At 36.6% G+C, this 18,737-nt stretch carries 15 protein-coding genes; all 15 read right to left on the bottom strand.

Going from position 1 to position 18,737, the window contains the following annotated elements; translation table 11 throughout:
* Positions 1 to 375: 375 nt before the first annotated feature.
* Positions 376 to 1,617, bottom strand: coding sequence for a murein hydrolase activator EnvC family protein (locus SLH48_RS07185; RefSeq protein ID WP_320257598.1), 1,242 nt, complete (start codon positions 1,615 to 1,617; stop codon positions 376 to 378).
* A 78-nt stretch (positions 1,618 to 1,695) separates the two neighbouring features.
* A complete protein-coding gene (gene ftsX, locus SLH48_RS07180; protein WP_214484297.1) occupies positions 1,696 to 2,583 on the bottom strand; it encodes a permease-like cell division protein FtsX in 888 nt (295 codons plus the stop codon).
* Positions 2,573 to 3,259 carry a cell division ATP-binding protein FtsE gene (gene ftsE, locus SLH48_RS07175; protein WP_320257597.1) on the bottom strand — a complete coding sequence of 229 codons (687 nt, stop codon included), beginning with the start codon at positions 3,257 to 3,259 and terminating at the stop codon, positions 2,573 to 2,575. Before ftsE ends, ftsX begins: the two co-directional genes overlap by 11 nt.
* Positions 3,260 to 3,746: 487 nt before the next feature.
* A complete protein-coding gene (gene cccB, locus SLH48_RS07170; protein ID WP_214484299.1) occupies positions 3,747 to 4,121 on the bottom strand; it encodes a cytochrome c551 in 375 nt (124 codons plus the stop codon).
* 55 nt (positions 4,122 to 4,176) lie between these two features.
* Complete coding sequence (locus SLH48_RS07165) at positions 4,177 to 5,046, bottom strand: YitT family protein (protein ID WP_320257596.1); 870 nt, start codon at positions 5,044 to 5,046, stop codon at positions 4,177 to 4,179.
* A gap of 623 nt (positions 5,047 to 5,669) precedes the next feature.
* A protein-coding gene (prfB, locus tag SLH48_RS07160) for a peptide chain release factor 2 (RefSeq protein ID WP_320257595.1) occupies positions 5,670 to 6,771 on the bottom strand; the annotation gives its coding sequence in 2 pieces (ribosomal slippage) (positions 5,670 to 6,698 and positions 6,700 to 6,771; 1,101 coding nt in all).
* 187 nt (positions 6,772 to 6,958) lie between these two features.
* The gene (gene secA, locus SLH48_RS07155) at positions 6,959 to 9,466 is read right to left on the bottom strand and encodes a preprotein translocase subunit SecA (protein WP_214484302.1); all 2,508 of its coding nucleotides are present in this window, start codon (positions 9,464 to 9,466) and stop codon (positions 6,959 to 6,961) included.
* Between the two features lie 498 nt (positions 9,467 to 9,964).
* The gene (locus tag SLH48_RS07150; protein WP_320257594.1) at positions 9,965 to 10,237 is read right to left on the bottom strand and encodes a hypothetical protein; all 273 of its coding nucleotides are present in this window, start codon (positions 10,235 to 10,237) and stop codon (positions 9,965 to 9,967) included.
* A gap of 263 nt (positions 10,238 to 10,500) precedes the next feature.
* Entirely contained in the window at positions 10,501 to 11,046 is a 546-nt protein-coding gene (gene hpf / locus SLH48_RS07145; protein ID WP_320257593.1) for a ribosome hibernation-promoting factor, HPF/YfiA family, read from the bottom strand.
* Positions 11,047 to 11,860: 814 nt separating this feature from the next.
* Positions 11,861 to 12,247, bottom strand: coding sequence for a hypothetical protein (locus SLH48_RS07140; RefSeq protein WP_320257592.1), 387 nt, complete (start codon positions 12,245 to 12,247; stop codon positions 11,861 to 11,863).
* Between the two features lie 8 nt (positions 12,248 to 12,255).
* On the bottom strand, positions 12,256 to 12,606 hold the full coding sequence (locus SLH48_RS07135; protein WP_320257591.1) for a flagellar protein FliT: 351 nt from the start codon (positions 12,604 to 12,606) through the stop codon (positions 12,256 to 12,258).
* Positions 12,606 to 13,007 carry a flagellar export chaperone FliS gene (gene fliS, locus SLH48_RS07130; RefSeq protein WP_214484307.1) on the bottom strand — a complete coding sequence of 134 codons (402 nt, stop codon included), beginning with the start codon at positions 13,005 to 13,007 and terminating at the stop codon, positions 12,606 to 12,608. The genes SLH48_RS07135 and fliS overlap by 1 nt, the downstream gene beginning before the upstream one ends.
* Before the next feature lie 22 nt (positions 13,008 to 13,029).
* Positions 13,030 to 14,541, bottom strand: a complete 1,512-nt coding sequence (locus SLH48_RS07125) for a flagellar hook-associated protein 2 (protein WP_320257590.1) — start codon at positions 14,539 to 14,541, stop codon at positions 13,030 to 13,032.
* A gap of 18 nt (positions 14,542 to 14,559) precedes the next feature.
* Positions 14,560 to 14,916: a flagellar protein FlaG gene (gene flaG, locus SLH48_RS07120; protein WP_320257589.1), complete on the bottom strand. Its 357-nt coding sequence runs from the start codon at positions 14,914 to 14,916 to the stop codon at positions 14,560 to 14,562.
* A gap of 257 nt (positions 14,917 to 15,173) precedes the next feature.
* On the bottom strand, positions 15,174 to 18,737 hold a 3,564-nt coding region (locus SLH48_RS07115), incomplete at its 5' end, for an Ig-like domain-containing protein (protein ID WP_320257588.1).

Below are 18,737 nucleotides of genomic sequence, written 5' to 3'. Positions count from 1 at the left end.
GAAATTATAAATAAAGCACATTTAAACCAAGACTTTCAGCCCATACGAACAGGGTATATTGTACCCATGTTGACTTATTTTTTTGTAATGAAGCTTACCGCTTGTTTCTTATTCTATATGAATCTACAAATGATGTATACTAAAAAGCAATGCTAAAGAAAGACCGTAAGTACATGAGCACTTACGGTCTTTCTACACAGACTACCTCAAGGTATTCAATAAATTCTGTTATACGGAAGTCTGAACATCATATATAGGGAAGGTACATTCATAAGCTTTGCTGTTATTGTAAAAACAGAACAGCTAGTTTAAGGTTTATATGCTTCCTATTATTTTTCCAACATTTTACGTTGTGAATGTTTGTATGAAAAAACCTTAGTTAATATAGTCTCTAGGGTTTACGGCATTTGATTTTGATGCATTCCAATAGCCTTTATGTATTTCAAAATGAAGATGCTGACCAAAGGAAAACCCAGTATTACCCATCAAACCAATTTGCTGTCCTTGGGTTACAACTTGTCCTTCTGAAACAGCTCGACTACTCATATGTGCGTAAACAGTCGTATAGGTTTGTCCATCAATATCATGCAATAGAAATACAACATTACCATAGCTAGTAGAATAATAGGATCTGAATACAACACCTGTAGCTGATGCTACAATAGGTACTGTTCCGCGTTTTGCAATATCTACTCCAAAGTGAGTTGTACCCCATCGTGCCCCATAGCCAGATGTATATGATCCTGCGGCTGGTTTAATAAATGTCCCTGATCCTGCAGAGCCACCATTCTGCCTCGCTTGCTCTTCACGCTTTTTCTCTTCCTCCAATGCTTTTAGCAGGTTTTTTGCTGCCTGCTCTTGCTTTGCAAGAATCGCTTGTTCTTCCTCTTTTGAAAGAATCTCTCTTTCTAGCTCTTCCTCTTTATCCTTTAGCTGTTCCATAAACACTTCTTTTTCTTGTGATTGTCGCTCTAGCTCAGCCTGTAATGTTTCTAGTTCACCTAGTTTTACTTCTAATTCTTCCTTTTGTTGTGTAAGATTGGCTTCCTCTTCTTCCTTCAACTGCTTGTCCGCTTCATGAGCACGTAAAATCTCTTTATCAGCTTTAACAATTTTAGCTACAGCACTCATTCGTCCTATGAAATCACCAAAGTCTTTTGCACCAAGCAAAACTTCTAAGTAGCTAACTGCTCCTCCTCCTTCTTGTAAGGAACGAGCACGATTTTTTATAAGCTCATCTCTTGCTTCAATTCGTTCTTTCAAATCAGCTATTTTACCTTTTAATACTTCAATTTCTTCCTTTTTCTGTTCAATTTCAGCTTGCTTTGCAATAATTTGTTCATTTGTTTCTGCTACGGCAATATCTAAACGTCTAATTTCATCAAGTAACACAGCTTGTTCCTGTTGTAATTCTTCAACTTCCTTTTCTGCATCAGTAATTTCACCAGCAACTTGACTTTTCTTACTTTGGATATTTTTAATTTCGCTTTTCTTATCTTCAATTTCTTGTGTTGTTACTGCGAAAGCAGCATTGTTATCCGAAGTAACTAATAGTCCACTAAGCCCAACTGTAACTGAAACTCCAAGTAATAATAGCTTTGATTTGAAAGGCTTCAAAGTTATTCCTCCAAACATTGAGTTTTCATTATCTCATTCTTTCACACACTAAGATCATTTTTTATGTTATCTCTTTATCTATACTTTTAAGAATTTTCGAACGGACATTAAACTACCCCAAACACCGATACATGCACCAATCAGAATGAGTATTAAAGCGATTTGCAGTGCAAATGGGTAAAATGGGAGCATTTGTAGAAAGTCAGCAGATAGCATCGGCTGTGCATTTTCTTGTAAATAATAATAGGCTGTTAGAATGATAGATATTGGTAAAATTGCCCCTAATATTCCAAGCCATAGCCCTTCTAAGAAAAACGGCCAGCGAATAAATGAATTAGTTGCGCCAACTAATTTCATAATCTCTATCTCACTTCTGCGTGCTACAATCGTAATTTTTATCGTATTTGAGATCAGGAACATTGCGGTAAATAATAGTCCTATGACTAAACCTAACCCTATATTTCGTGATACATTAAAGATTTTAAATAGGTTGTTCACAACTTCTTCACCATAATCAACCTGTGCGACTGCTGAGAAATCTTCTATTTTTTTCGCTACTTCATTTACTTCAATCGGTTGATTCGTTTTCACAACGTATACATCAGATAAAGGATTATTATCACCCTTGAGCATATCAAGAACTGGTCCGAGACTTTCTACTAAGCTATCAAGCTCTTCATCCTTTGATACGAAGGTAATAGATTTAACTTCAGCTATTTTATCAATCTTCTTTTCTAACTCCTTGACCTCATCACCCGTAGCTACAGTATCAATGAACACACGTATTTCTACATCTTCTTCTATCAATTGAGTAAAGTGATACATATTCATCATAATGACAAGGAAAACACCTACTAACAGCAAAGTAACAGTCACTGCACTGATAGAAGCAAAGGTCATCCACCCGTTTCTTCCTAGGTTTTTAACACTTTCCCGTGTATGTCTTTTGAGGGTACTAAATTTCATAACCATACTCCCCTCTCATTTCATCACGGGCAATTTTGCCATTTTCAATTGCAATAACTCGTTTTTTAATTTTGTTTACGATCTCACTATTATGAGTCGCCATCAAAATTGTCGTTCCCCTATTATTAATTTCCTCAAATATGTCCATGATTTCCCACGCTGTATCTGGGTCAAGGTTCCCCGTAGGTTCATCTGCTATCATTATTTTTGGAGAGTTAACGATGGAACGGGCAATAGATACACGCTGCTGCTCTCCACCAGATAATTCATCTGGCTTAAAACGAGCCTTATGCTTCAGGCGAACTAAATCTAATACTCCCATCACTCTTCGTTTTATGTATTTTGGATTCTCTTCAATTACTTCTAAAGCAAATGCTACATTTTCATAAACAGTAAGCTTAGGAAGAAGTTTAAAATCTTGGAAGACAACTCCTATATGCCTTCGTAACAAAGGAACCTTTTTTTCTTTAAGACTTGATAAATTGATTCCATTTATCATAATCGAACCATTTGAAGGCCTTTCTTCACGGTACATCATTTTAATAAACGTTGATTTCCCAGCACCACTAGGTCCAACGACATATACAAATTCACCTTCATTAATTTTCACACTAATCCCGTTAATCGCAAGGACCCCGTTAGGATAAGTTTTATACACATCCTGCATTTCTATCATTAATATCACCTAAATTTTGTCATTTTATGTAAAAAACACTCTTGTTAGTCTGTTTTTTGACAAATTATATGGATAAATCCAATAATTTTACATTCACAATATCCATTATAACATCAAAGATAGACTATTTAGGACAAAAAATTATTACAGTTATATTTCAAAAAGAGCACCAGACTCACTCAATTAATCGTGAACATTGTCAAAAGAGGTAATAAAATAAAGCTTTTTTCCTAAATTAAAAGATCTTTGTAAATTTAGTTGCTATTTGTTTATATAGAAACTCTTCTTATTTACTATTAGGTCTAAAGCAGGTGAAAAATAGAAATAGAGTTAATAATTAATCCAAAAGGTAAAGGGGGTATTGTTTAGGGGCGTACCGCAGTAACTTTAGTCAAGAAATTATTACTGAAAAACAACTATAAATAAAAAAAGCCAAACCGTGTTAATGGAATGACTTTTTATGTAAAAGCTAATTTTTATCAAAAACTTATTTTTTCTCAGCTAACCATGCTGCAACATTTACTGCATCATCGCCAGTAATGATTCCACCACTCATAGAACCTTGACCATTCGCAATGATATCTTCAATGTCTGCTTGTGAAAGCTTACTGCCAATATCCTCTAGCTGTGGACCAAATCCGCCTTCTAAATTTCCACCGTGACAACCAGCACAGCTTTGTTTATAAACATCTTCTGCTGCAGCAACATTCACTGCACCTGTATCTCCTGTTTCTGTTTCAGTTTCTTCAGTTGGTGTAGTTTCAGCCTCTTCTTTTGGTTCTGTAGCTTCATCTCCGCCACCACCACAAGCAGCTAAAACAAGAGATGTACCCATCAATAATGCAAGTAATTTCTTTTTCATTTGCGATTCCCCCTCATGTCTGAAATTAGTAAAATATAACTTTATTATACCCAATTTAGGCCCTTTTAAAACCCTCACCAAGGACTTCGGTGGCGTCCATAGCAACGACAAATGCTGATGTATCAATGCTTTTAACCAATTGTTTCAATTTAGTGAACTCTGTTTGGTTCACAACGCACATAAGAATTGGCTTTTCGTCATCCGTATAGCCCCCAAAAGCTGAGAGCTTTGTCACTCCTCGATCAAGTTCATGCAATATTTTACTACGGACTTCCTCTTGCTCATTTGTAATAATCATTGCCATTTTTGAATAGCCTAACCCAACTTGTATGAAATTAATCGTTTTACTCGTAACAAATAATGCGATAATTGCATATAGACCACTTTCAATATCAAATACAATAGCCGCTGTTATAACGATGATACCGTCAATAAATGCGACGCATGTTCCAAGGGAAATGCCTGTATACTTATGAAAAATTTGCGCAGCTAAATCTGTTCCTCCTGTTGATGCTTGTCCACGAAAAACGATCCCTAGCCCTAGTCCGACACCCATTCCTCCAAATAGTGCCCCTAACAGCGGGTTTTGAGTAGCAGGCTCTAGGTTTTCAGATAAATAAACAACAAACGGTAAAAATACTGTACCAATTAATGTTTTCATTCCAAATTTCCGACCAAGTAATATTACGCCAGCGATAAATAATGGTACATTGAATGCCCATTGCACATAAGCAGGCTTCCATCCAAACATCTCTTTAGTAATCGTACTAATTCCACTAACCCCACCAGAGGCAACATTGTTCGGTAGTAAAAACAAGTTAAAAGCAAGAGCAACAATAGCCGATCCAATCAGTATATAACATATGTCTAGTGTTGCGATTATTTTCGGGTCCAATGCTTGACTCTTACGGCTTCGTTTCTTCATCCTTTTTTCTCCACCTTTTTAAACACAATTCTAAAAGTCATGTAGACAATTTTACTAATTGCCTATGAGAGTATAGCATGGTGGAAATATCGTGTAAATGCTAACCATATAACGTGTTAAAGGAGTAAACTATAGAAGGAACTTATTGCTTATTTTTTGTTTGAGGAACTATCTTATAAGTGGTAAAAAATGAAAAATACTTAACGCATAGAACTTAATGAGAGACATAAGAGGGAGTTTCGATGAATAATTTAATCTCGTACTTATATATAGTAGTTTTTGGTGCCAAATTGATTTGATTAAATACGTTTTATTGTTCACTCGTCATAATATCTGCATGCTTAAGTTATATGTTCTGTATATTGAGCAACCCAATTATTTATTAGTTGATCATGTTTGGTATTGTCCATTTGAATGCTATTACTTGCCAAACTTTTCTGTTTACTGTCTAGATGAAAGGTTTTTCTTGCCATATTCTTCGTTTACTATCATATGAGTGGGTTTACTTGCCGTATTCTTTCGTTTACTGTCCAAATGGAGGATTTACTTACCTAAACACAAAAAACTATTCTCATAATAAGGTACACAAAAACCCCACTCATATAGAATGGGGCAATATCAGTTTAGTTAAGTTTTGAACGAAGGTACGAATCGATGAATGAATCAAGCTCACCATCCATCACACCTTGTACGTTACCTACTTCAGTATTCGTACGATGATCTTTCACGAGAGAATACGGATGAAATACGTAAGAACGAATTTGACTTCCCCAACCGATCTCCTTTTGCTCACCACGAATTTCAGCGAGCTGCTCTTGTTGTTCTTCAATTTTCTTTTGATAGAGCTTTGCTTTTAACATTTTCATCGCTCGATCACGGTTTTTAATTTGTGAACGCTCTGATTGGCACGTAACAACAACGTTAGTCGGAGTATGAGTAATCCTTACTGCCGAATCAGTCGTATTGACGTGCTGACCACCCGCCCCACTTGCACGGTACGTGTCTATTTTCAAATCTTCAGTACGAATATCAATTTCAATGTCTTCGTTAAACTCTGGCATCACTTCACATGATACGAAGGACGTATGACGACGACCTGACGAATCAAAAGGTGAGATTCGAACGAGGCGATGAACACCTTTTTCCGCTTTTAAATAGCCGTATGCATTATGCCCTTTAATCAACAGTGTGACACTTTTAATACCAGCTTCGTCTCCTGGTAAATAATCCAAGGTTTCTACTTTGTAACCTCTTCGCTCTGCCCAACGTGTATACATACGCAACAACATTGAACCCCAATCTTGTGATTCTGTACCACCCGCACCTGGATGTAGCTCTAAAATCGCATTATTTTTGTCATAAGGTTCACTTAATAACAATTCTAATTCAAATGTATTTAAGTCCTTTGTTAATGCTTTACATTCATTTTCAAGCTCTTTTTGTAAATCATCATCTGGCTCTTCTTTGACTAGCTCATGAGTCACTTCGAGATTTTCAAATGTCTCATTTAGCGCTGTAAACTTGTTAACTAAATCCTTTATGCCATTTGCTTCATTTATGACAGTTTGAGCCGCTTGTTGATCATCCCAAAAGGATGGTGCTGCCATTAATTCTTCCAACTCATCTATTCGAGCTTGCTTCGTATCGAGGTCAAAGAGACCCCCTAAAATCAGCTAAACGAGTAGCCATTTTGTCAAGCTCTTGCTTAATTTCAACTAAATCCATTTATTTTCCACCTCAATAATAATTTTTACCTACCTTACATGTATATCCTCTTGACTGTAATCTAAATACATTAAAACAAATTATCAAAGAAAATAGGTGAGCTAGCATCCACTGCCAACTCACCTTTGTTCACAGTAAAGAATAAAATAATCTTTATCTCTGTATAGCATCGAGGGTCAGATCCCCGTTATTTGCCGTGGCACTGTTTAAATTTCTTCCCACTTCCGCAATAACATGGGTCATTTCGGCCGATGGAAACTGCTTTTTTAACTGGTTTGCGCTTTTGCTTTTCTCCGTCTTGCTTTGGATTAACCGCCTGTCCTTTTGCGACTTCTTGACGTTGGAGGTTGTTTCGAATTTGCGCTTTCATCACATACTTCGCAACGTCCTCTTCCACTGAAGCCACCATATTTTCAAACATCGAAAATCCTTCCATTTGATACTCACGTAATGGATCAATCTGGCCATAAGCTCGAAGGTGAATACCTTGACGAAGATGATCCATCGCGTCAATATGATCCATCCATTTACTATCAACCGCACGCAGAACGATAACTTTTTCAAACTCACGCATCTGCTCTGGCGCTAATTGCTGTTCTTTTTCATCATAACGTTCTTTTACTTTTGCATAGATGAGCTCACTAATTTCTTCAGGCTCCTGACCTTTAATTTGGTCAAGTGAGACATCACCTTCAGCAAGCATCGTTGCATTTGTATAATCAATGATGCCTTTAAGGTTCCACTCTTCTGGAAGCTCTTCCTTCGGTGTATGCAATTCAACAGATCGTTCAATCGTTGACTTAATCATACCTTCAACGATATCACGAAGGTTTTCTGATGACAGGACGTCAGATCTCTGTTTATATATAATTTCACGCTGCTGACGTAATACATCATCATATTGTAAAAGCTGCTTACGAGCATCAAAGTTATTTCCTTCAACACGTTTTTGAGCTGATTCAACGGCTCTTGAAACCATTTTACTTTGAATAGGCTGTGTATCATCCATGCCTAGTCGCTCCATCATCGCTTTCATATTGTCCGATCCGAAGCGACGCATCAGCTCATCTTCCATGGATAAATAAAATTGTGTCACCCCTGGATCTCCTTGACGACCGGAACGACCACGTAATTGATTGTCAATTCGGCGACTTTCATGACGTTCTGTACCGATTACCGAAAGTCCTCCCGCTTCCTTCACACCTTCACCAAGTTTAATATCTGTACCACGTCCAGCCATGTTCGTTGCAATCGTTACCGCACCAGGTTGACCGGCTTCTTCGATAATCTGTGCCTCTTTCCCATGATTTTTCGCATTTAAGATGTGATGAGGAATACCCTTTTTCTTTAAAAACTTAGATATAATTTCAGAAGTTTCAATAGCCACTGTTCCAACAAGTACAGGCTGCCCTTTTTGATGGCGTTCGGCAATATCTTCAACAACTGCTCGAAACTTCCCTTCGATCGTTTTATAAATAAGATCGGCACGATCATCACGTACGATTGGCCTATTCGTTGGGATGACGACAACGTGCATGTTATATATATTCCTAAACTCTTCTTCTTCTGTTTTTGCCGTACCTGTCATACCTGAAAGCTTTTCATACATACGGAAATAGTTTTGGAACGTTACTGTTGCCAGTGTCATGCTTTCATTTTGAATATCAAGTCCTTCTTTGGCTTCAATTGCTTGATGTAAACCTTCACTATATCGACGGCCTTTCATCAAACGTCCCGTAAAAGGATCAACGATCACAACTTCGCCATCTTGAACAACATAATCAATGTCTTTATGCATACTAGCATGCGCTTTTAACGCTTGATTTATATGATGATTTAATGAAACATGTGTAATATCAAATAGGTTATCAATACCGAAAGCACGTTCAGCCTTATTCATGCCTTCTTCAGTTAGCTGAACACCTTTTGATTTTTCATCGAAAATAAAATCTGATTCTTTATTTAGCGTACGTACGAACGCATTAGCTTGTACATATAATTGTGCTGACTTTTGTGCTGAACCAGATATAATTAGAGGTGTTCTTGCTTCATCAATAAGAATTGAGTCAACCTCATCAATCACCGCATAATACAGCGGTCGCTGAACCATCTGTTCTTTGTATAGCACCATATTATCACGTAAATAATCAAACCCTAGCTCATTGTTCGTTGCATATGTAATATCAGCTGCATACGCCTCTATTTTTTCCTCACGAGACATACCGTTTAAGTTCAAACCGACTGTTAATCCTAAAAATTCATATAGCTGACCCATCTCATGAGCATCACGACTTGCTAAATATTCATTGACAGTTACAACGTGCACACCTTTTCCTGTCAAGGCATTTAAGTATACCGGCATTGTCGCTGTTAACGTTTTACCTTCTCCAGTTTTCATCTCAGAAATATTACCATCATGAAGGGAAACACCCCCCATTAATTGTACCTTGTATGGATATAAGCCTAATACACGCTTTGCTGCTTCACGAACAACCGCAAAGGCTTCAACAAGCATATCATCAAGCTTTTCCCCTTTATCATAACGACCTTTGAATTCTGCTGTTTTTGATTGTAACTGCTCATCCGTTAAGTTAGCCATATCTGCACTTAATGAATCAATTTGTGCTGCAAGCTTTTCCAATTTAGTAATTTGACGTTTATTACCATCAAGTACTTTCTTTATCATTCCAAGCATTCAAAACGCTCCTCTATTTTTCATATAAGTTACACCCAATACGACACATTCTCACACTGGATATATAATAATGTATATACTAAGTTTTTTCCCTTATAGAAATCCTATTTTTAATATTAACATTTTGAGACAAAGTGAACAACATTTTGGAGGAATGTGGGAGCATAAGAAGGCAGAATCATATGAATATTTTTTATTTCATTCAAAAACCTTAACAAAACTTGTATGAAAAAGAGTTAGTTCATTCTTCTAAGTACATTTTTTTAAAATAACTCCGTTTACGAAAAGTATTGTTAAAAGAGGGATATGTGACAGCCACATCGTTTTTCATTGTAAATGATTCATATTTAGCTGTAGACATCTAAGACTGTTCAATGGGTAAAATTAGAGGTGCGGAAGTTTTTTTATGAAGTGATATAGATTGAGTTTTCAACTACTTTCGTTTTCATTTATACAATTTGTAGTTAGTGGTGATGTAGTACATACTAATAGCGGTATTTATTTTTTATTAATTTCATCAGTCATTAACTGAAACATGGAGTGATGTTGCTGAAGAGATTGTTCAATATGTTTAAAATGACTCCTTGACTGAGAAAGGTTATTTACAACAGCTTCCTTAATTTCCGTTACATCGTTTTCAATTTTCGATAGTCGCTTATCTACTTTTGTAAAACGCTCGTCCATTTCACCTTCTAACTTCGTGAAACGTCCATTTATCTCTGTTCTAAATTCCCGCATTTCGCTCATAAATTCTAATAAAATCTTCTCCATCACATTCACCTCCATTCATTAACATTAATTAAAAAGCCTCACAATAAACTCCTTCTCGCCATAAACCACAAATATAAGGTGACTCGCCATATACTATTATATTATTAAAAAAGTAGCGTTTCTATAAAAGAGCAATGAGTAATTGACCAATAATGCAAAAGATCATATGCAATTCCATACATAGCAAGCACTTTACTCTTACCTCACATTAACATCAAAAAACGTTAGGTTATGAACAACCTAACGTTTTCTTATCGATTTTTTTAATTCGGTTCAATTAAACCGTATTTTCCATCTTTTCTTAAATAAACCACATTTGTGCGGTTCGTCTCTGAGTTCGTAAATACGTAGAAGTTATGGCCGAGCATATTCATTTGCAGGATTGCTTCTTCACTGTCCATTGGCTTTAAGTTAAAGCGCTTTGTACGTACAAGCTTTAAGTCATCCTCTTCTTCATCAGGGATCGCTACAGGCTCATTTGTAAACATATATTTAGGAGTTCCAGTATCTCGGAACTTACGGTTCACCTTAGTTTTATGCTTGCGAATTTGTCGCTCAAGTTTATCTAGCACAAGATCAATCGCTGCATACATATCTTCATGATTTTCCTCTGCTCTTAACAATAGCTGAGACATTGGAATCGTTACTTCTATTTTAGAATGCTTATCACTATGAACTTTTAAATTAACATGAACTGTGGCATCTGAAGATTCATCGAAATACCTTTCTAATTTACCAATCTTTTTCTCAACATACTCACGCAATGCTGGAGTTACTTCAATGTTTTCACCACGAATGTTGTAAATCATACACGAACTCCTCCTTTAGTTAACTTGAGGATGTTCAAAAAAGTCCGGGAAAAATGACAGTGAATATCTGCGTTGGTTTGCTTTTCCGATCCCCATGTACCCTTAAAGCGTACACCCTGGTACTCAAAGCTCCACCGCCTTGATCTTCTTCGTCCTTTTTATCCTCATTTTTGAACTCCATTTTGAAAGGATGTTCAAAAAGTCCAGGAATAAGACTTTACAATTCCCCATCCTTCTTATCCTCATTTTCTTGAAACTTATAACTTATTCGAGTTAAGATTGTGTGGAAGTTGTTTGAAATTTATACGCCACATACCCTTCTCTTATCTCTAGAAATCCGCTAAGCGGTTTTCTTAAGCTATGTATATACATTTCTACAATGCCCTTATCATTTCCTTCTTAAACGTCAAATAATCTGTGAATAAATTGTGACGATTTTCATTATATACATAACCGATATATTACAAATTAGACGTTAGAAGAAGGGAGTATGTAAAATTAGTTAAAAGATTTTTATATCAAACCCAGCTTATGAAAAAGCGACTTACAGTTGTTGATGAAAGTGATTAATACACTCGTCCGTAACGACCGATCTTCAGCATGCTACAAATAAATTTTTTAGAGGGTAATTATTGTTATGCACAAAAAAGGATCCTTATGAATCATGACCTTTCCTTTTTGCTTTATGAAAGGAATTTAATACCATAAAAAAGGGACTGATCATTTTTAAGATGATCAATCCCTAAGAACTCTTTCTTTATAACAAATTGTTTAACAATACATGTTAAGGGAATGCTAATGAACCAACATCTTTTTACTGCTGAATATACTTACGTAGCGCCCTTTGAATGGAATTCTTCCATGTAATGAAGACTGGATTAATATTGCTTACAATTAACCTCTGCTTTGCAGCCACGTCAAAAATGACGTCTTCGAGCTTGTTCACTTCATGTACTACATCCTCGAATTGATCGATATGAGATTCTACATCCGCATCCTCACGAAAGATTTGAACCATAAACTGATTTGTTTCGTAAATCTTTAAAAATGCAGCATGAATATCAGCAAAAATCCGATCACTTTCAGTTTGCTCGTAGTTTTCAAAGCTTGAAATTACATAATCAAAGCCTTCTTCAATCGTATCTAACAAATTAAAATATTGTTTAACCATCTCAAACTGTACAGCATCAAGTGTAACCATCGTGTCACCTATTTTCGTTTATCGTAAAATACACCATCTGTAAGTAAACTTCTGTATGGGTTAACATACTTGTTTGTAGATTGCTTTCTTTTTTTGATGTCAGTCAAATCGAACTTAATTGTATTTTTTAATTGCAGTAATCTCTCATCGATATCCTTATTGATAGACACTATTTCAGCTCCCAGCCTCTTCTCTTCTACAGTATAGGGTGGCTTTAGTGCATCAATTAATGTCTGTCTTGTCGTTATCAGTTCCTCTATGCTTGCTATATGACCGTCACGTTCATCCTTTGGAATATCATTATGTAATATGTCATACAGCTGTTTAGATACGTTGTGCAACGCTGAGACAGTATCCACTATGCTCGCCCGCCTTGGTCAGGCTGTTGCTGGCGATTAATAAGGATAACTTCCTTCCATGCATCACGAAACTCAGTTATATGCCCTTCTACTTCTGTAAGTGCTTCAACATCATTGTTAATGTTCACTTCAATCAGCCTATGAAGAATATATTCATACATCGTCATCATATTTTTAGAAATTTCTATATCCATGTTTAACGATCCCATTAACTCTTTAATAATGTTTTGTGCCTTTAACAGATTAGTGTTCTTTTCTTCAATACTATTCTCTTGAATGGCTTTGCGAGCTAGATTAATAAATTTTAAACAGCCATTATATAGCATTAACGTAAGCTCACCTGGCGACGCTGTAACAACAGAGTTTGTCTGATAAGATTGATAAGGATTATTTAATGTCATATTACTTTTGCACTCCTTTTAATTAATAACCACCGCCGAATTGCTCAAGTAAATACGCAGATTGCTCGTTTGCACGTTGGATTGCTTGCTCCATCGCAGTGAACTGTCTCCAATAGCGATCTTCAATTTGAATTAATCGATCTTCGAAGCTATCGATTTGTTTATCGATCGATACTAAGTTTTTCCCTATCGAGAATTGTTCATCTGTCTTAAGTGGATTTCCTGCCTTCTCTACAATTTGTTCCATCGTTGTGCTAAGTGTATCTCGTAATCTTGTAGCAAGTCCCTTTGATTCATGAGAGCTTCCTTCTGCATTAAACAATTCATAAACTGCTTCCGGATCTTCGGCAATTTTCTCACGTAATTTGAATTCGTCAATTTCAAGCTTCCCATTTTCTAGGTAGTCTTTTGTAGTATTAATACCTAAATCATTGAGCATAATTGAACCATTGTCAACAGATACTGGAGAATATAAATCTATTCTTAATTGATTTAAACCACTCGATAACATTGAGTCATTCCTAATTAAGCCGCTTTTCGCTTGCGCATCCCATAATTCAATTTCTGTTTCACTCAATTCCTGCCTTTGCTCACTAGTTAAAGGAGGATAATCACGATTACGGCTTTCCGAAAGCTTACCATTTATTGTATCAATGATTTCATTATATTTGGCAACAAATTGCACAACTGTATCAACAATTTTATCTGTATCTGTCGATGTGGAGATACTTACTGTTGTTCCAGGGCTTTCACCTTTTAATGTATAGGCTACGCCGTTAATATTAAAATCATTTGATGAACGAGTTGTGCTTAAACCATTAATTACAAATGCAGCATCTTCCCCACTTGTTTTAATTGGTGAATCTGAGCCATCAATTACTCCATTGCCATCCGTATCACCTAGTTCCGCACCAGCAACTGCTGTAAAGCCTATTTCTTGAAAAAACGCTTCCGTCTCAGCATCGTCAATCATGATTTGCGACTGTGCACCTGGTTCATTTGATGTAATGACAATTTTATTCGTTTCAGAATCGTGGAAAATATTTAAATCAAGCTCCTTCGTATCATTAAGCTTTTTGATAACATTATCCAACGTGTCAGTATCAGAGATATCGACCGTTATATTATTACTTACAGTTCCATCACCATTTGTGACTGATAAACTAATCGTTCGATTTGTACCAGCCATAAAGTTAGCTGTCCCATCAGATATCCATGTGGCTGGCTTCGCTAAATTTAACACTTCGATCTCAGTCGAAATATCCGAAGCTGAAGAATCAGCAATTGCTGTCACAACACTGTCATCAGAGCTTACCGTTGTTTTTGACAATAGGTTACCTTCACGATCAATTCCTTCAAAAATAAAAGTATCTAATTCCTTTAACAGCGTGTTCATTTCTCGATAATCATCACGCTGCCATTCTAACAATTGCTTTTGTTGATTTAATTTATCGAGCGGCAAACGCTCTGTTCTCATTAAATCACTGACGAGTTGATCAATATCCATTCCACTAGCTAATCCACCTATACGCATCTTAATAACCTCCATATGTTATATTTTTTCATCAACCATTAAACCAATGAAATCTGTCATTGCTGCATATAAATCTAGTATTTTCTTTGCTGGTATTTCTCGTACTACTTCCTTCGTTAAATCATCTATAATTGTGACGTAATACTCCTCTAATTCTTCATGATATTCGTACTTAATAGATGTCCTTGTCGGTTCAACAAATTTCTTTAACTCATCGAACAGTTTTTCTATTCTAGATTTAGGAACATATGTTATGGTTTCTTCTAATAATTTATTAACATTCTGTTCCATATTTTTCTGATTTTTAAAAGCTTGCTGACCTTCTATATAAGGTGTGGTGTAAGGAACAATTGTTGTCATATGATTCTTATCCATAAACTCACCCCTTTACCGCTTGCTTACTCATTATATCGGTAATATTGGAAAAAAGTTGATAGAAAAGAAAAGCTTCAATATAAAAAGAAAGAATTATAAGATCATCATCTAACATAATGGAGTTAACATTACCTCATACGTTTTACAAATTGACACCAAAAAATCAAAGTTACATGATTACATAATAACAAAAAGGGGTTGACCCATATTGAGTCAACCCCTTCATGCTTATTAACTCCTGCTATTGAATGATCCTACTACTCAATATCATAAAAGCTATGTCGCATATACAAACTTCTATTAAAAGAAGGCTGTAATATCGATAAGATATTGTTAAAATCTGTAAAGCTTGGTTTCATATTTCTAAACACGAATCTTGATGTAAAGTCTTGTTGGTTAGTATTCGTTACTTCGTGTTGTTGATTAACACTTGTAAGTCTAATTGATTTTTGTTGGTTACTTGTTACGTTTATGTTCGTAATATTTGATGGTGCAGGAACAGTGACAATAGAATAAGATACTAAACCTCTGTGATATCCTCGGATGTATACTTCTCCTCCCGGTGATGTATCTGGGATCGTGATTAATCCATTTTCATCAACAGATGCAATACTACTATCACTACTATTATAGGTAGCAATCGCTGTGATATCCTCATTAGTGCCATCAGAATAATACGCTACTACTCTACCTTGGAGTGTCTCACCATGATTTAAAGTAGCTGTTTCTGGCTCAAAAATTATACTTGTTAATCTAGGTGGTTCTGGAATGGTTACCGTTAATCTCGTTGTTTTTCCCCCATAACTAATGTCAATATTTACTGTTCCTGCACTTGCTGTATTAGACACTGTAACCATACCATTTGTATCTACAGATACGTTTGTATCGTTACTGCTATAAATTGCACTGGAAGTTACATCATTTTGCGATCCGTCTCCCATCGTTGCCATTACTTGCAGTTGTTGTGCTTCTCCTACCTTTAACGTTACTGTCGAGGGATCAACTGACAAACTTATTACATCGTTTGGATTAGGAGGTTTAATAACTGTAACAATTGTATATCCTACATGCCCTCCGTAATAACCTCGAATGTATACTTCTCCTCCTGGAGATGTATTTGGAACTGTGATTAATCCATTTTCATCAACCAATGCTATGCTACTATCGCTACTAACAAATGTTGATTTGTCTGTGACATCTTCTTGAGTCCCATCTGAAGAATTCGCCATTATTCTTCCTTGGAGTGTCTCCCCATAATTTAATATAGCTGTTTCTGGCTCAAATGTTAAGCTTGTTACCCTAGGTGGTTCTGGTATCGTCACAGTAGCTCTCGCTGTTTTCTCCATATATCTGATATTAATAGTAATTGTTGAGCCCGCACTTGCTGTATCTAGCACAGTGATTAAACCACTATCATCTACGGTTACTCTAATGTCACTACTGTTATAAATTGCACTGGAAGTTACATCATTTTGCGATCCGTCTCCCATCGTTGCAATTACTTGCAGCTGCTGTATTTCCCCATGCTTTAAAGTCACCGTCGATGGAGTAACTGACAAACTTGTTACAGCATTTCCTCCTGGGGATGTATTTACTAATGACGTTGCAACATGCCCTCCATAATAACCTCTGATATATACTTCTCCTCCTGGAGATGCATCGGGAATTGTGACCAATCCATTTTCATCAACCAATGCTATGCTATTGTCGCTACTAGCAAATGTTGTTTTTGTCGTGACATCCTCTTGAGTTCCATCTGAAAAATTCGCCACTACTCTTCCTTGGAGTGTCTCCCCATAGTTTAAGGTAGCTGTCTCTGGCTCAAATGTTAGACTTGTAACTTTAGGTGGTTCTGGTATCGTTACTGTTGTTCTTGCCGTTTTTCCTTTATAACTTATATCAATATTTACTGTGCCTGCGCTTGCTGTATCTAAGGCGGTAATTAAACCATTCGTATCTACAGACACACCTGCATTACTACTACTGTAAAATGCATTTGTGGTTACATCATTTTGTACTCCATCATCCATCGTCGCTGTTACCTGCAACTGTTGTGTGTCGCCCGGTTTTAAAGTCACTGTTGACGGATTAACTGCTAAGCTTGATACTTTCGGTGGTTCTGGAATAGTTACTATCATCCTTGTAGATTTTTCTTCATATCTGATATCAATAGTAATTATTGAGCCTTCATTTGCTGTATTAGACACTGTAACCATACCACTTGTATCTACAGATACGTTTGTATCGTTACTGCTATAAATTGCACTGGAAGTTACATCATTTTGCGATCCGTCTCCCATCGTTGCCAATACTTGCAGCTGCTGTGTTTCCCCATGCTTTAAAGTCACTGTTGACGGATTAACTGATAGACTAGTTACTACATTTCCCCCTGGGGATATATTTAATATTGAAAAGCTTACTTGACCTTCATAGTAACCTCGAATATATACTTCTCCTCCTGGAGATGTATCTGGTACTGTAATTAATCCATTTTCATCAACTAATGCTATGCTACTGTCACTACTAACAAATGTTGTTTTGTCTGTGACATCTTCTTGAGCCCCATCTGAAAAATTCGCCATTACTCTTCCTTGGAGTGTCTCCCCATAATTTAATGTAGCTGTTTCTGGCTCAAATGTTAAACTTGTTAACCTAGGTGGTTCTGGTATCGTCACAGTAGCCTTCGCTGTTTTCTCCATATAGCTGATATTAATAGTAATTGTTGAGCCCGCACTAGCTGTATCTAGCACAGTGATTAAACCACTATCATCTATGGTAACTCTAATGTCACTACTGCTATAAATTGCACTTGAAGTTACATCATTTTGCGATCCGTCTCCCATCGTTGCCAATACTTGCAGCTGCTGTGTTTCCCCATGCTTTAAATTCACTGCCGATGGAGTAACTGACAAACTTGTTACAGCATTTCCTCCTGGGGATGTATTTACTACTGACGTAGCAACATGCCCACCATAATAACCTCGGATATATACTTCCCCTCCTGGAGATGCATCGGGAATTGTGACCAATCCATTTTCATTAACCAATGCTATGCTACTGTCGCTACTAACAAATGTTGTTTTGTCTGTAACATCTTCTTGAGTCCCATCTGAAATATTCGCCACTACTCTTCCTTGGAGTGTCTCCCCATAGTTTAAGGTAGCTGTCTCTGGTTCAAATGTTAGACTTGTCACTTTAGGTGGTTCCGGTATCGTTATTGTTGTTCTTACTGTTTTTCCTTCATAGCTCATATCAATATTAACTGTACCCGGATTAGCTGTATCCGGAATGGAAATAAGACCTGTTGCATCCACAATTGCAAGTGTTTCATCACTGCTACTATAGCTTGTCATATTTGTTACATCACTCTGCGTACTATCAAACATGTTAGCTAATACGAGTAGCTGTTGGCTTTCTCCAGGCTTTAATGTAATTTCCGACGGATCAGCTGTAATGCTTAATACTAATTCAGGAATTGTGACTGTTGTTGTTCCATTTATTCCTTCATAGCTTCCTGTGATTACTACAGTACCACCATTGGTGTCTGGAGAGATTGCGATTAAACCAGATGTATCTACTGTTGCTAAGCTTTCATCCGCACTGCTATATGTCACTAAGTTCGTTACATCTACTGTTGTTCCGTCAGACATATTGGCTACAACTGTGATTTGTTGCGTTTCTCCCTGAGCCAACGTTACTGTTGTTGGATCAAATGTGATTCCTTGAACAGTCGCTTGCACGGTTACTGTTGTTGTGCCTGTATGCCCTTCATAGCTTCCTGTAATTACTAATGTCCCACCTGTGGCATCTGCTGGAACTGT

This window comes from Cytobacillus sp. IB215316, from assembly GCF_033963865.1.
In the GTDB taxonomy this organism is placed as follows: Bacteria; Bacillota; Bacilli; order Bacillales; family SM2101; genus Nanhaiella; species Nanhaiella sioensis.
The sequence above is the reverse complement of the archived record's forward strand: the minus strand, read 5'-3'. Positions and strand labels throughout refer to the sequence as shown.